The following is a 14,085-nucleotide window of genomic DNA, read 5'->3' as shown; positions in this document are numbered from 1 at the left end:
TTACCCGACGTGAGCCTGTGTCCGAAGCCGACCCTCTGGTTCGGTTCCACCCTCTGTGGTTCGGTTTCACCCTGTAGACCCGTCTCACCCTGTAGTTTGTGAGACGGCAGCTGTGGAGAGCGTCGCGAAGGTGGTCGGTGTGATGACAGTTCGACGCCGAACCAAAAACCCTGCTCCATGACCGGCCTCGACACACTCGGAAGGCGTGCACGCGCTGGGCTGACGCAAACCATCGGCGTGCTGTTCGGTGCCGGAGCAGCGATCGGCCTGACGCACATCGGAGCCGCTCCGCAGATCTCGACGTCGTCGGTCGCGACCGTTCTCATCGGCCTCGGCGGCGCGGTGTTCGGTACGCTCGCAGTGATCTTTTCGTTGCTGTTCCTCGTAGTCCAATGGGTGGCAACTACTTTCACACCCCGACTGACACTCTTCCGAGACGCCCCCATCGTCTGGCGAACAGCCGCCGTGGCAATGAGCGTCATCGTTTTCTGCATCACCGCGATCCTCGCGTCGGGCAGCCGGGACACGATCTCGGGGAGTGTTCCGCTCGTGGCTGTCGTAGGCACCTTGGCCGTGCTTGTGCTGTTGCGTGTGGTACTGGCCAATGCCCTTGCCGCAACCCAGATCTCACCGGTCTTGACGACGATCTGCGAACACGGTCAGCAATCGATTGTCGCGACGTACCCCGTGAGCGACGACCTCGACCCGCAGAAAGTCGACTCCCCTGCCGAACCACGCATCATCCTGTGGTCCCGCAATCCGTTGGTACTGCAGCGATTACACGTCGAGAGACTGGTTCACCTCGCCGAATCCGCCGGCTCCGTGATCGTCATGGAGGAGACGGTCGGGTCAACACTGCGCGCAGGCGCGACGCTCGCCCACGTGTACGGTCCTGCCGCACAAAGCCTCGGCAACGGCAACAGTGACGTCGGAGAAATCGATACCGGGGCCTTCTTCGCTGCGCTCGATACCGGGCCAGAACGCACATTCGACGGCGATCCGCTCCTGGCTTTCCGCCTCATCGCCGATATCGCACTCCGTGCCATGTCGCCTGCGATCAACGATCCCGCGACCGCGGTACAGGCGGTCGATCAGATCGAGTTCCTGTTGGTATCCGCGACGTCCATCGACGAGAGCGCGCGGCACTGGCGCGATGCCGGTGGTCATCTCAGGCTTGTGGTCCCCCGACCGTCGTGGACGGACATGCTCGTCGTCGGATTCGACGATGTCATCGCGGCCTCGCTCGAATCCCCGTTGATGCTCGCCCGACTCGACGCGGCACTCACTCGCGTATCGACCGTCGCGGCAACCGTCGAACAACGTACGCAGCTCGAGCGACGACGCACGTGGGTCGCACAGGCGCGGGCCGACCGATTCCCCACCCTCGATCAGTGAACCTCTGCGTTTCGTCGTGTGAACCGACTTCGGATGCGCGACAGTTTAAGTCATGAGTGAGGCGACCACCGGACCCGGGCAGCGGGACTCGAGGCGAGTACCCGTCGGGAAATTACTCGCACTCACGCCCGTCGCCCTACTCGTGGGTGTCGTATGTGCCCTGCTGCTGTGGGGAATCTCGGCCGTCGCCAGCATTCTCGAACACTTCCTCTGGCACACCGTGACGTCGTGGCTGGGCATCACCGACAGCACCTGGTGGTGGATTCTGCTCGTGCTGACCATCGCGGGCGTTCTGGTGGGACTGGTGATCCGATTCGCTCCCGGCCACGCCGGAGATGATCCCGCGACGCAGGAGTTGGTGTCCACACCGATCGCCGTCGGTGCAACCCCTGGCCTCGCGATCGTGGCGATCCTGGCGCTGGCAGGCGGCGTCAGCCTCGGTCCGGAGAGCCCGATCATGGTCATCAATGCGGCGATCGTGGTGGCCGTCGGTGTGCGCCTGGTTCCGAAGGTCGACCAGAACCAGTGGATGGGTCTCTCGACTGCTGCGACACTCGGCGCACTGTTCGGAACCCCGGTCGCCGCGGCTCTCATGCTGTCGGAGGCCAATCCCGGCGATCAGCGAATTCCCCTGTGGAATCGCCTGTATTTGCCCCTGGTCGCGGCGGCGACCGGTTCGTTCGTCATCCTTCGCTTCACCGACCTCACGATGTCGATCGACCTACCGGCGGAGAAGGTCGGCAGCATCACCGATACCTTGATCGCCGTCGGGGTAGCCGTGGTCATCGCCGCATGCGGTGTGGTCGCGGCCTTCGTGTTCGACCCGCTGCACCGGGTGCTGCATCGCTCGCTACGAGATCCCGTCATCCGGTTGACAGTGGTGGGAGCGATCCTCGGCGGCCTCGGAATCCTCGGCGGAACGATCACGCTGTTCAAGGGCCTCGATCAGATGAAGGAACTGCCCGACCGGATCGGAACCACGACAGCCATCGGGTTCTTCGCGTTCGCCGGCATCAAGATGTGTGCCATGCTGTTGGCCAGCGCGGGCGGTTTCCGTGGTGGTCGCATCTTTCCGTCTGTCTTCGCCGGTGCCGCAGCGGGATTCGGCATACACGTGCTGTGGCCGTCACTTCCATTGACGATCACGGTGGCCGCGAGCATCGTCGGAATCGTCGTCGCGGCAACACGGAACGGCTGGATCAGCCTCTTCCTCGGACTTGCTGTTGTGCCGCAACTCGATCTGTTGATACCGCTCCTGTTCGCGACGCTGGCCGCGTGGCTTGTCGTGGCCAATGCACCTGAGTTGCGTGCGAAGCCGGTCGACGGCCCGCGCCCCGATGCGGCAGGGAGCACCTGACACGCACTGCGCATGGCCAGCCACATTCGCCGCAGGCACTGTCCTCAAGCCGCGTTCTACAGAAGGCGCCACTCGCGCGCACGGTCGACGGCGGCGCGGCGTGTCGATACCCCCAACTTGCGGTAGATCGACTGCTGGTGTGTCTTCACGGTGTTCACCGAAACGTAGAGGTTCGCAGCTATCTCCGCCGACTTGTACATCGTTGGCAGGTAACGCAATACGGCGAGTTCTCGCTCGGTGAGCGGGGTCGATGGAGTCGCAGGTCGAATCGTTGCGGCGCCATCGGCAGCTGTCAGCCGCACGAGAAGTGCCCGATTGAGTTCTGAGGGTTCAGCGTTCAGATGTCTATAGCTCGCCAGCAGACCCGTGATCTCCTCGCTGTGAGCCACGAAGGGCCGCAGCGCTCCGATCGGGGCCGCCGCATCGATTGCCTGCCCGATCCGCTCCAGTGCGATCGAGTCCAACCTGAGCCGATCCGCCGCGATCGCTGACAACAGCGCGGCCTCGACGACGAGCGTCCGGTGGGCCGCATACCGGGACGGCGTACCCAGCAGGTCGAACGCGGCGCGTGGTTCATGCTGCGCGAGGAGGACTTCCGCACGCGCGATGGCGACGAGTTCGGCACTGAACTCCCTTGATGAAGAAGAGGTCGATGCGGGCAAACCGGTCAGGATCTTCTCAGCGGAATCGACGTCGTCGCAGAGTAATTCGACGCGGGCCAGCGAGACCGCGACCCAGTGATCAAGCAGAGGGAGTCCAGTGCAACTCGCACTCAGCGCACTGAGGCGGCTCGCCGCCGCTCGCGCGGTATGCAGTTCACGCCGCGCGAGCGCAACGCCAACGGCCGCGATCTGAAGGACCACTGTCGCAGGCAGATCAGATCCGTGGAGAACGAGGTCGAAGCCGGAGTCGATGCACTCGCTTGCGGCGTCGAGTTCGTCTGTCTCGAGGTGCACCAAAGCGGAGGCGGCGTTGGCCGCAAGCAACTGTGGTTGCTGTGTCCAACCGCGTCGGACACCCAGCCTCGCGAGCATATCGCTTCGACGACCCGCCTCCGGAAGATCACCTGCGATGACATCCAGCAGAGCCAGGTAGGCATGCGCCGCAGCCGAGGTGAGTGCCACCCGCGCACGATCAGCTTCGACCCGCACATCTTCCAAATGCACACGAGCACGGTCGAATTCGCCGCGAAGAACCAGGCTGATAGCTACGTTGGTCCGGCCGATGACCGCGTACGCACCTACCGCGGGCAGCTCGTTGCGCGATGCCCCGGTCGCGACAGCCAGCACTTCGTTCGCAGTCTCGTACAACTCCACGGGGATGAAGACCCGAGCTGCGACCATCCGTGCCAGCGCGACGATGATCTGAGCCCATCGAGGTGGTTCGACGCCACTCCCCAACAGCGCGGTCTCGGCATCCAAGGCGTTCTGGCGCATGGTGACGAAGTCCCGAGAATGATGCGCTACAACACATGCCGCGAGGAGCACCTCTGGCCGGGGATCGCGTTCGACGACATCGAGTGCAGGAGCCAACGCTGCGGCCAGCTCGCCCGCGTGGATCGTCAGGATGAGTGGGAGTGCAGATTTTCCCACCACCTCCGCCACCGTGAGCCAGTCGCCCGCCGCGACCAGATGCCTGATCCCGGGGATGAGTTCACCGTTCTCCAGATACCACCGCGCCGTACGCCGATGGAGCGTCGAAATCTCCTGTGGGTGTTCGATGGTGAGTCGATCGCGGAGAAACTCACGCAGAAGCGGATGGTAGCGAAACCATCCGGAGCGACCTGGCAATCGGACAGTCAACACGTTTCGAGTCACCAATTGTTCAAGGATCGCAAAGCTGTCGGCACGTCCGGTCAACTCATGCGCGAGATCGGCGCAGACAACCGGTGGCACGCTTGTCGCGAGCAGGAACTCACGGTCGGAGGTAGCCACCCTGGCCAATACCTCTTCGAGCAAATACGACGCCACCAACGTGCCGCTGCCACCGAAGCCCATCAGTGCCGCATGCACATCACCGCCGTATTCGACTGTCGCACTGAGCAAGGCCAACCGGATTCCGGCAGGCCAGCCTTGCGTCCGGTCCATCAAGCGGCCCCGACTCTTCGCGTCCACCTCCACTCCGATGCGTGCACACAGCTCGTCTGCCTCGGCCGGCGTGAACGCCAGGACCGCGGCGTCGATCTCTCGGAGCCTTCCCATCACCTGCAGACGGCGCAACGGTATTCGCGGTTCGACGCGGGAGATGAGAACCAGATGCACAGTGGGAACACCACACTCGAGGACCAGGTGGATCGACTTCAGAACGTCGGCCGACGTGAGGCGTTGGAAATCATCGATCACCAGTGTCACCGGCTCGGGCAGGAAAGACAGGGCATCAACCAGACCCGCAACGTCAGAATTCCCGAACGCCGGACCCGGCATGAACTCGGTCACGCGCGCTTCGTCGGCCACCACCGGAAGCATGCGAAGAGCACTGATCACGTCGTGCCAGAATGCCGCCACTCCAGCGCCTTCGCCCGCGGCAAGCCACGCGATCCGATCACGACGGTGTGCCCCCTGCGCCCACGCTGCGACAGCAAGAGTCTTTCCGTAGCCTGCTGCGGCACACACCAAGGTCACGTCGCCGCCGCGCGCAGAGTCGAGAATCTCGTCGGTGCGAGGACGCGCTACAAACCCGGGAGGCAACGACGGCGACGAAAACCGCAGACTCAGGATCGGCGGTGCTGCCGCAGTTGTGTCTGCCTCGATCGCGTCGGGATCCCCCTCGCCGCCCTGCCCATGTCGTTGGGAGGGTACCGCGCCTTTCATGCAGAGCATGGTACGACGACCAGCACGAATGCGTCGGAGAAATCTTGGTCGCGAGAGCGCGTACGACCCGCTATCGCTCCGGCGACATGCGGTTCAGTTCGCTCGGGCAGTGTCAGTCGAATCGACTACGACTCCGGCCGCGTCGTCGGCGACAGCGGTCTCGGTCACGACGGTTTCGGTCACGACGGTTTCGGTCACACCAGCTTCTGGGACGACGGCTTCTGGGACGACGGCTTCTGGGACTTCTCCGCGGCGCGCGGGAGCGATGGCAAATTCGAACGCCGCCAGGATGAGGCACGCGACGACCACCACCCAGAAGACGACCATGCCTGTCGGGTAGTGCCAGAACATCAGGACGAACGCGGCGATTATCGGAACCCCGAGACGCACGACGAACCGTAGCCGCCACAGTTGGGCCTCCACCATCGACGCCGAGCGTTGCTTTCGACGACGATCGACCGTTTCGAACCCCCCGCCGATGACACGTCGAGTGGCGGCCGCGGCGCGGGTTCCTCCTGCGAAGAAGCCCACAAATGCCAGGACGAGTCCGAGCACCGCCACCGCACGAAGCGCAGTTCGCAGCGGACTGATCACTGTGTCGAAGATCGCCTGCGCGGCGGCGGGAGACAAGACGTCTGCAGGCACGTTGTTCAGGTAGATCGTGCGACCGACGATGATGCCGATGGCCAACACCAGCATCGCGACAACGACCGCGATCCCGATTGCTGTCAGGGTTCGAATACGGCGACCGACGCCTGCGAGCCCGATCGCAGCGAGTGCGACAAGAATCGCAAGCCACGGCAGCACGGCGGCTACCTTGTCGAGCGACTTCACGAGGTTCTGCGCCCGAGCGAGTTCCTTGGACTGCCAGATGACGAACTGCTTGTTCACCACGGGGATCTTGTCGGCGAAGGCGAACCCCTGTGCACTCAGCCGCTGCTTCACCTGGGTGATGATCGGCCCGAGCTCGATGCTGATCGATCCGTTGGTCGTGTCGACATTGACCGCGCCATGCTGCGTATCACCGGTCACCGCCGCAACAACAGCATCGTGTGCTTCGCGATTGGCCGTCGTCCACAACGCAGCGAACTGATCAGAGCCGACGAACTGCGCCACCGTGCTGTGGATAAAGCTCTCCGCCTGTGCGCTGATCACCGGAGCGAGTCCGGTGATCGCCTGATCCACCCGCGGACGATCGGCCGGTGTGAGTTGAGTCAGTTCGTTGAGCGCATTCGACGTCACCTCTTCGACGTTCACCTGCTGATTGATCTCGTTCGTGATTGACGTGGTGATCTGTTGCTGCACTGCGGGATTGGATGCCAGTGGCGCGACGGTCGATACGTAGTGATCGGTGTCGAGGATCTGACTCCTGACATACCGCGTAGTGACCGACAGCAGCGTGAGCACCGCACACAGAACGACCAGCACCACGACCCCGACCACTCGCCAATTGATCCGCCGTCGCTTGGACTCCTTGCCGACACCCGACGGTTGCCCCGATCTGATCTCGGCGACCTCGATGCGCAGACGTTCTAGTTCGGCCCGTTCGTCTGCGTCGAGACCACGTCCCGATTCGCCTTCCGCAATCACCATCTTCTCGGGCATTCACGTCACCGCTCGTCGGGGACGGCCGAAACCGCGCCTGCCCGGATCGCGTCGACGAACACACGATGATCCTCGTCATTCCTCTTCGCATAGCGCGATGCGAAACGCCTTATAGCACTGTCGAATTCGACCTCGTCGCCAAGATAGTTCGCTATGGCGACCGCATCTCCCGACCGACCGTGACCGTAAGCGAGGACTCGACCGCACGCCCGCCCGTAGACCTCGAGTCCCTGGGGGTCCAGACCCTCCACGACGATGGAGCCCTTTGCGTCCCGAAGCTGCCTGAGGTACAGATCACGCTGAACACCATCCGGTCCCCGACCGCCTGACCACCCCAGGAACACGTCGCTGACAGCTTGTGTGAGTCGCTGCCCCTCCACCACCCGCCTGCCCTCGTTGTCATACTTCGGGCCGTCGAGATACCTTGCAAGAACCGACTTCTCGGCTTGCTTGGCTTGGAGAAGCAGCACATCGGATTCGTCTCGTCCGACCATCAGCAAGACCCACGCCTGAGTTCCCACGCTGCCGACCCCGACCACCTTGCGCGCCATGCGGACAAAGGTGAATCTGTCGAACAGCACGCGGTAGTGGGGAGCGAGCGTCGCGCGAAGAGCGTCGACACGATCGGCCAGCTGATCGTACAGACGCGCTGTGACCTCAGCGTCCCACAGTTCTTCGATGGGCACGATGAGCGGAGGTTGGCTGACGAACCGCAGTTCGCCGTCGACGGTTGTGGTCAGCTTCTTGAGCGCAGACAGACCGTCGCGCGTCCACGCCTTGTCGATCTGCTTTCGCACGTTCTTCGCGGTCGACGAATCGATGAGATCACGAATATTGACCAGTTTTCGAGAAGGCTCGGCGCGTCGATACCAACCGTCCAACGTGTTGAGTCCCGCGAGCGACGCGATGGACTCCCTGTACTCGCGGGCACATGCACCTGCGATCCGCTTGGCGGTCTTGCTGTCGAATCCGTTGCCGCGTGCCGCAACCACGAGACTCGCGGCCAGTCGCTTCACGTCCCATTCGAACGGCCCAGGATAGGTTTCGTCGAAGTCGTTGACGTCGAACGCCAATTTGCGCTCGGGCGTGGCGTACAACCCGAAATTGGACAGATGCGCGTCGCCACACAGTTGCACTGTCAGACCTGAATTCTCGGTTCGAGCCAGATCATCGGCCATCACAAGTGCCGCACCGCGATAGAAGGTGAAGGGAGACACGGCCATTCGCCCGTACCTGACCGGGACGAGTTCTGGGACTCGGGTACGCGCCTGATCCTGGAGCAGACCGATCGGATCACGGTCGGAGTCATCGCCCAGGTTGCCGATTTCGCTGAGCGGCAATCGCTCCCGCGCCTGCAATCCCAGATACACACTCTCGGCACGAGTCCTGCGGCCAGGGCCACCGTAGGACATCGTCGCCTCCGCGGAATCGATCACGCCGGTCATCGTCGTCTCCTCGTGCCCGGGTCAGATTTCGTCGGTCTCAGGACTCCACGCCGCCAACGCCCAGATTCCGACAATCGCGAGGGCGATCAGCGTGATCGACCACCACGGGTAGTACGGGATCCACAGAAAGTTGGCAATCACGGAGAGCGACAAGACCACGATTGCGAGCACTCGCGCAAAAGTCTTCCCGTAGAACACCGCAATACCCGTCGCCGCGACGACCAGGCCGATGATCAGGTGAATCCAACCCCAGGTCGTGAGATTGAACTTGTAGACGTAGTTGGTTCCTACGACGAACACGTTGTCGGCCGCGACGGCGGAGACACCCTGGAGGAACTCCAGTATCCCGACAACGAGCAGGACGCATCCGGAAACGATGGATAGTCCGCCTGCCCAACGCTGCTTCGTCGAGGGTTGTGAGGTTGTCATGAAATATCCTTATCGATGTAGCTGTTCTCGATGTGGCTGTTAAACGATTCGGTTAGCAATGAACACTGATGGATCGGCTGATTGTCAGAGACCGAGGATACGTCTCTTTTCTGCTTCGAATTCCGTTTCGGTGAGAACCCCTGAGCTTCGGAGTTCACCGAGTTTCGTCAACGCTGCAATTCGGTCATCGGTCGCCGCACCTTGTTCACCGGGAGCCGGCGGTTCGGGGTTCTGGACGGGCGGTGCGGCAGCGTATGCCTGGGGTGCGGTCTGCGCCGACCGTCTGGCCCACCGCTCGCCTTGACGACGCGACACCCTGTTGGACACAGCGGTTGCCGTCCCTGCGACAACGGCTGTTCGGGCGACCCCGCGGAGTAGTCCGGGCATCGTTGGTACCTGCGCTTTCTCATTCGAGTGTTGTGGTGAAACGGTCATGTCGTCCAGACCAGGGCGGAGCCTCGAGATCGGCCAACACCGGTCAGTCGGTTGTGCCGAGGGCCTCGAGAATCGCGTTGACGGGAATTCGCCCGGATGCGACCAGTTGAGCGCCGGCCCGCCGCAGGTCAGTGGCGAACGGAGCCGCCCACACGTTCTCGTAGACGACGAGGACGCCGAGGCACCCGTCTGCCAGTGCCGACGCCGCGTCGGCGAGATCCTGATCGTCCAACAGCCCGCTCGACGCCTCCGCGAAGATGTCGGCGTCCAGATCAGCACCGACGTCGATATCCGAGATCTCAAGGGCAGCAACGCCATCACCCTCTCGTCGGATCACAGCGAGATCCAACACGCTGATCACACCACGATCGACGAGGTCGAGCAGATGTATCAATGCGGACCCGTCCGAATTGTGATCAGCGGGAAATTCGACGAGTAGGTAATCGATAGGCCCCGTTTCCACATCGACGGGCACATCGGCAGAGATCTCGGTCATATTCCCGATACTGGCATCGATACAGTGCGACTACATCACCCGAAACGGGTGAGACATCCACTTACGATGAGAGCTCATACGATCCGAATGACCGAAATCACGAGTCGATCGTCAAGTCTTAGACCATGACGACATCGAAACCCCTCACCGGCGATACCGCAGGCTTGGCAGCGGAGGCCTACGTCTATTCGTATCCGCTCGTCATCATGGAGGTCAGCCGTCGACAACAGACAGCACGAGAATCCTCTGGCAAACCGGGATTCGGAGCCGCGAACGCCTTTCACCACATGCGGGCGTTTCCGGCTGCAGATTTTCGCGCAATCGTCCGTCCGAATTTCGACACGCTGTACTCGTCCGCGTGGCTCGACCTGACGGGCGGACCGGTCCTGATCCACCTTCCCGACAGCGGCGGTCGCTATTACATGCTGCCGCTACTCGACATGTGGACCGACGTGTTCGCGGTTCCCGGATCCCGCACCACGGGAGACTCCGAACGACGAATCATGTTGATAGGGCCGGGATTTGACGGCGACGTACCCAACGATGCCCTCATCATCGAGGCCCCGACACCGTACGTCTGGGCCATCGGCCGGTCGCAGACCAACGGCCCGAGCGACTACGACGCCGTCGGGAAGTTCCAGGACGGCTTCACCATCACTCCGTTGGGCGGCCCGACTCGACCCGAGTCGAGTACTTCCATCGACCTTGGCACCGAACCACTGCGCATCGTCGGAGAACTCACTGCTCCCGAGTTCTTCAGGCTGGCAGCAGAGGTACTGACGACTACTCCACCCCACCTCACGGATCAGTCTGTGCTGGCGCGTATCGCAGCAATCGGGATCGTCCCTGGACTGGAGTTCGACACATCGCGATTCGACGAGGCCGGACTCGCGGCACTCGAGTCGGGTATCGCGTCGGCACGGAAGAAGCTGCCCGATCTCGCCGGCCTCGGTGATCGCGTGAACGGCTGGCAGATCATTTCGCGGTCCGTCGGCGTCTACGGCAACGACTACTTTCAGCGAGCGCAGATCGCGCTGGTCGGGTTGGGTGCCAATCCGCCCGAGGATGCGATCTATCCCGTCGCCCTGGTCGACGACGACGGCCAGCCGCTCGACGGGCACAACGATTACACGATCACGTTCCCCGCCGGTCACCTTCCACCCGTGGATGCCTTCTGGTCGGTGACGATGTACGACGCCGAGGGCTATCAGGTCGCCAATGAACTCAACCGGTTCGCGCTGGGCGATCGCGACGAACTGCGGTTCGACGACGACGGTTCGCTCGTCTTGCATCTGCAGCACGAGAATCCCGGTGGCGAGAAGACCGACAACTGGCTTCCCGCGCCACGGGCCGCGCTCGGCGTCACGATGCGGCTGTACGCCCCACGCGCAGAAGTGCTCGACGGGACGTGGGCGCCACCCGCGGTGCACTGCGTGAAGCGCGCGTCTGCAGACGGTAAGGCTTGATCCGACCGGGATACGACGCCGCGTCTCACCCACGTCGATGGGTTCAGCGTGCCGTCCGACGAGCAAAAATGCGTCACCCGTACCAATTGTGAGGCCTACTACGATTTGCCTGGTCACAGCGACAACTCGCGCAGCCGCGCGGACCATTGGACTATGCAGACGATAGTTCTCCTGGTCTCCGTGCTCGTCGCGCTGCCGCTCGTCGTCGCGGGCATCGGTGTCGTCATCGGCAAGGTCATCAGCGCCGATCTCTGACCTCCTGCACGCTGCGCGTCGTCGAACGCGAGTAGCGTGACGCGGGTGGAACGCATCGTCGTCGTTGGCGCGGACGCCGCCGGCATGAGTGCCGCTCACCAGGCACTTCGGACAGCAGAGGTCACCGGGCGCAGCATCGAGGTGATAGCGCTCGAGCAGACGTCGGATACGTCGTATTCGGCATGCGGCATCCCGTATCTCGTCGGCGGCCTCGTCGACTCCGACGCCGATCTCGTGGCACGCAGCGCCGCGCAGCACCGGGAACTCGGCGTCGACCTCCGCATGGGGATGACGGTCACCGGAATCGATCGCGAGCGCAAGGTCGTCTCGGTGACGTCGGAGTTCGACGAGTCGTCGGAAGTCGCCTACGACCAACTCGTGTTGTGCACCGGCGCCTCGGCGATGCTCCCGGACTGGGCGCACGACGCGAAAGGCACGTTGATCGACGGTGTTCATCCGGCGAAAACCCTTGATGACGCCCGGTACTGGCTCGATCTGATCGCCGGCTCCGGCCGTCGAGGAGTCGTTATCGGCGGCGGCTACATCGGCGTGGAGATGGCGGAGGCGTTGGCGGAGCGCGGATTCCAGACCACGATCGCCACACGCACCAGGGTGATGAGCAAGCTCGACCCGGAGATGAGCGATCGCATCGAAGAGGGTATGCGAGCCGCAGGGGTCACCGTCCTGACCGACACCGTCGTTGCGAGCGCCGACGCCGAGGGCGGCAGAATACATTCCGTCACAACAGTTTCCGGAGACGTGATCGAAGCCGACGTCGTGGTACTCGCGCTGGGCGTTCGGCCGTCGACCTCACTGGGCGCCGCGGCAGGGTTGCCGATCGGAGTTCACGGCGGGTATCTGCCCGACGACCACCAGCGTCTCGCCGACGACATCTGGGCGGCAGGCGACTGCTGCGAGTCGCTCGACCGGATGACCGGGGAGCGAATCTTCGCACCGCTCGGAACACACGCCAACAAGCAGGGTCGGGTCTGCGGTTTCAATCTCGGCGGCGACGAGAGCAAACGGTTCGCCGGCGTGTTGGCGACGGCGATCACCCGATTCTCCTCTGGCCCAACCTATCTGGAGATAGCACGGACGGGCATGAACAGCGAGGTCGCCGCACGATTCGGACACGACGCCCTCACGCTGATCACCCAGAGCGACACCGCGAGCGGCTACATGGCCGAGGCCACCCCGATCACCGTGCTGCTCACCGCAGACAAGACGACCCGCCGCATCCTCGGCGCGCAGATCGTCGGCGGAGCGCAGTCGGGTAAGCGGATCGACACCGTCGCCGCGGCGCTGTGGGGCGAGATGACCGTCGACGATCTGGCCGAGATGGACCTCGCATACGCACCACCGTTCGCAACCGTCTGGGAGGCAGTGCAATTGGCCGCCCGACGAGTGTCCGAGCGGCTCTGACCCCTGGGCCTTCTTCCCGCTCACCGTTTTCCTTGCGGCTTATTGATTTCAATGAGCGGGAAGGAAATGGATGAGCGGGAAGGTCGACGTCGAGCTGAATTGGTGCGGAGCGGAACCTCGCGGCCCACCGCGGCGTCGAAGCTGCATGACGGACTCCACCATCGGTCTCCCCGGCTACCCGCTCGACGAGTTCGGCCTGATCCGACGCAGCGCCGCGAAGACAGCAGCATTCAGCGACAACGAGCTCTGCGTCGCGGTCAACCGCGACAGGCTGATCAGACTCGTACCGGGCGTATTCGTGCCTCGCACAACAGAATTTGACGGCCATACGGGTGCCCGGGCGCTGCACCGGCTCACCTCGATCGCGGTCGTCACGTCGGAGTTGCGCGCCGACACGCCGCACGTACTCAGCCACGTCTCTGCGGCGACGATGCTCGGGCTACGCATGCTCAAACCGAACCTCTCGCACGTGCACATGACCACCGGCCGCGCATCGGGAGGATCGGTTCGCAGCCTGCGCCACCTGCACGGGGTGCCGCTCAGCGACGACGAGATCACCGAGGTCGACGGCATCCGGGTCACGTCGATCGAACGCACAGCGGTCGACATCGCGTCGAGCGGCGACTTCGCCCAGGCAATGACCGTCCTCGAGGCTGCTCTGGCAGCAGGTGCCGACCGGGCGAAGATGTCGGAGATCCTGGGCTCCCGACGTCGGCGCGGCGCGCAACACGCTCGACGGGCACTCCCCCTCGCGAGCGGACTCTCCCAGAGCGTCGGCGAATCATGGAGCAGCGCACAGATGTACGAGGCAGACCTGCCCGTGCCGCGTCAGCAGCACCGCTTCATCTGCCCGTCCGGCACGTATGAGACGGACTTCGATTGGGACGGCAAGTTGATCGGCGAGTTCGACGGTCTGGCCAAGTACGGACGTCTACTCCGCGAAGGTGAGTCGCCCGAGGACGCGGTGGTC

Annotated in this window: 11 protein-coding genes; 5 read left to right on the top strand and 6 right to left on the bottom strand. The window is 63.4% G+C overall.

Annotated features, from left to right (window positions below; all coding sequences use genetic code 11):
- Positions 1–177 precede the first annotated feature (177 nt).
- Together GOSPT_RS22560 and GOSPT_RS22555 are read left to right on the top strand one after the other, a co-directional pair.
- Positions 178–1,395 (top strand): DUF2254 family protein, encoded by a 1,218-nt coding sequence (locus GOSPT_RS22560; RefSeq protein ID WP_005209501.1) that lies wholly within the window; start codon positions 178–180, stop codon positions 1,393–1,395.
- Between the two features lie 52 nt (positions 1,396–1,447).
- Positions 1,448–2,752: an ion channel protein gene (locus GOSPT_RS22555; RefSeq protein WP_005209500.1), complete on the top strand. Its 1,305-nt coding sequence runs from the start codon at positions 1,448–1,450 to the stop codon at positions 2,750–2,752.
- Between the two features lie 56 nt (positions 2,753–2,808).
- On the opposite strand, the gene GOSPT_RS24575 is transcribed toward GOSPT_RS22555, so the two are convergent.
- The 6 genes from GOSPT_RS24575 to GOSPT_RS22525 all read right to left on the bottom strand — a co-directional run bounded on the left by GOSPT_RS24575 (position 2,809) and on the right by GOSPT_RS22525 (position 9,972).
- A complete protein-coding gene (locus GOSPT_RS24575) occupies positions 2,809–5,562 on the bottom strand; it encodes a winged helix-turn-helix domain-containing protein (RefSeq protein WP_039857112.1) in 2,754 nt (917 codons plus the stop codon).
- A gap of 93 nt (positions 5,563–5,655) precedes the next feature.
- Complete coding sequence (locus GOSPT_RS22545; RefSeq protein WP_005209498.1) at positions 5,656–7,167, bottom strand: hypothetical protein; 1,512 nt, start codon at positions 7,165–7,167, stop codon at positions 5,656–5,658.
- A 5-nt stretch (positions 7,168–7,172) separates the two neighbouring features.
- On the bottom strand, positions 7,173–8,612 hold the full coding sequence (locus GOSPT_RS22540) for a DUF2252 domain-containing protein (protein ID WP_005209497.1): 1,440 nt from the start codon (positions 8,610–8,612) through the stop codon (positions 7,173–7,175).
- A 21-nt stretch (positions 8,613–8,633) separates the two neighbouring features.
- Positions 8,634–9,041, bottom strand: coding sequence for a DUF7144 family membrane protein (locus GOSPT_RS22535; protein ID WP_005209495.1), 408 nt, complete (start codon positions 9,039–9,041; stop codon positions 8,634–8,636).
- An 84-nt stretch (positions 9,042–9,125) separates the two neighbouring features.
- Positions 9,126–9,428, bottom strand: coding sequence for an SHOCT domain-containing protein (locus GOSPT_RS22530; RefSeq protein WP_039857110.1), 303 nt, complete (start codon positions 9,426–9,428; stop codon positions 9,126–9,128).
- Between the two features lie 91 nt (positions 9,429–9,519).
- On the bottom strand, positions 9,520–9,972 hold the full coding sequence (locus tag GOSPT_RS22525) for a DUF6325 family protein (RefSeq protein ID WP_005209493.1): 453 nt from the start codon (positions 9,970–9,972) through the stop codon (positions 9,520–9,522).
- A gap of 125 nt (positions 9,973–10,097) precedes the next feature.
- Between GOSPT_RS22525 and GOSPT_RS22520 the strand changes: the two genes are divergently transcribed.
- The 3 genes from GOSPT_RS22520 to GOSPT_RS22505 all read left to right on the top strand — a co-directional run.
- The gene (locus GOSPT_RS22520; protein ID WP_005209491.1) at positions 10,098–11,438 is read left to right on the top strand and encodes a DUF1254 domain-containing protein; all 1,341 of its coding nucleotides are present in this window, start codon (positions 10,098–10,100) and stop codon (positions 11,436–11,438) included.
- Positions 11,439–11,738: 300 nt separating this feature from the next.
- A complete protein-coding gene (locus GOSPT_RS22510) occupies positions 11,739–13,115 on the top strand; it encodes an FAD-dependent oxidoreductase (protein WP_245548781.1) in 1,377 nt (458 codons plus the stop codon).
- A 145-nt stretch (positions 13,116–13,260) separates the two neighbouring features.
- On the top strand, positions 13,261–14,085 hold an 825-nt coding region (locus GOSPT_RS22505; protein WP_005209485.1), incomplete at its 3' end, for a type IV toxin-antitoxin system AbiEi family antitoxin.

Origin of the sequence: Gordonia sputi NBRC 100414 (genome assembly GCF_000248055.1) — a bacterium.
In the GTDB taxonomy this organism is placed as follows: Bacteria; Actinomycetota; Actinomycetes; order Mycobacteriales; family Mycobacteriaceae; genus Gordonia; species Gordonia sputi.
Note: the sequence above shows the minus strand (reverse complement) of the source record. Positions and strands in the feature narration are given on the sequence as shown.

Bases quoted from the DNA above. Each gene is read 5' to 3' on its own strand.
- GOSPT_RS22525 (WP_005209493.1), bottom strand. From the start codon at position 9,972: ATGACCGAGATCTCTGCCGATGTGCCCGTCGATGTGGAAACGGGGCCT.
- GOSPT_RS22520 (WP_005209491.1), top strand. From the start codon at position 10,098: ATGACGACATCGAAACCCCTCACCGGCGATACCGCAGGCTTGGCAGCG.
- GOSPT_RS22555 (WP_005209500.1), top strand. From the start codon at position 1,448: ATGAGTGAGGCGACCACCGGACCCGGGCAGCGGGACTCGAGGCGAGTA.
- GOSPT_RS24575 (WP_039857112.1), bottom strand. From the start codon at position 5,562: ATGAAAGGCGCGGTACCCTCCCAACGACATGGGCAGGGCGGCGAGGGG.
- GOSPT_RS22540 (WP_005209497.1), bottom strand. From the start codon at position 8,612: ATGACCGGCGTGATCGATTCCGCGGAGGCGACGATGTCCTACGGTGGC.
- GOSPT_RS22560 (WP_005209501.1), top strand. From the start codon at position 178: ATGACCGGCCTCGACACACTCGGAAGGCGTGCACGCGCTGGGCTGACG.
- GOSPT_RS22535 (WP_005209495.1), bottom strand. From the start codon at position 9,041: ATGACAACCTCACAACCCTCGACGAAGCAGCGTTGGGCAGGCGGACTA.
- GOSPT_RS22545 (WP_005209498.1), bottom strand. From the start codon at position 7,167: ATGCCCGAGAAGATGGTGATTGCGGAAGGCGAATCGGGACGTGGTCTC.
- GOSPT_RS22530 (WP_039857110.1), bottom strand. From the start codon at position 9,428: ATGCCCGGACTACTCCGCGGGGTCGCCCGAACAGCCGTTGTCGCAGGG.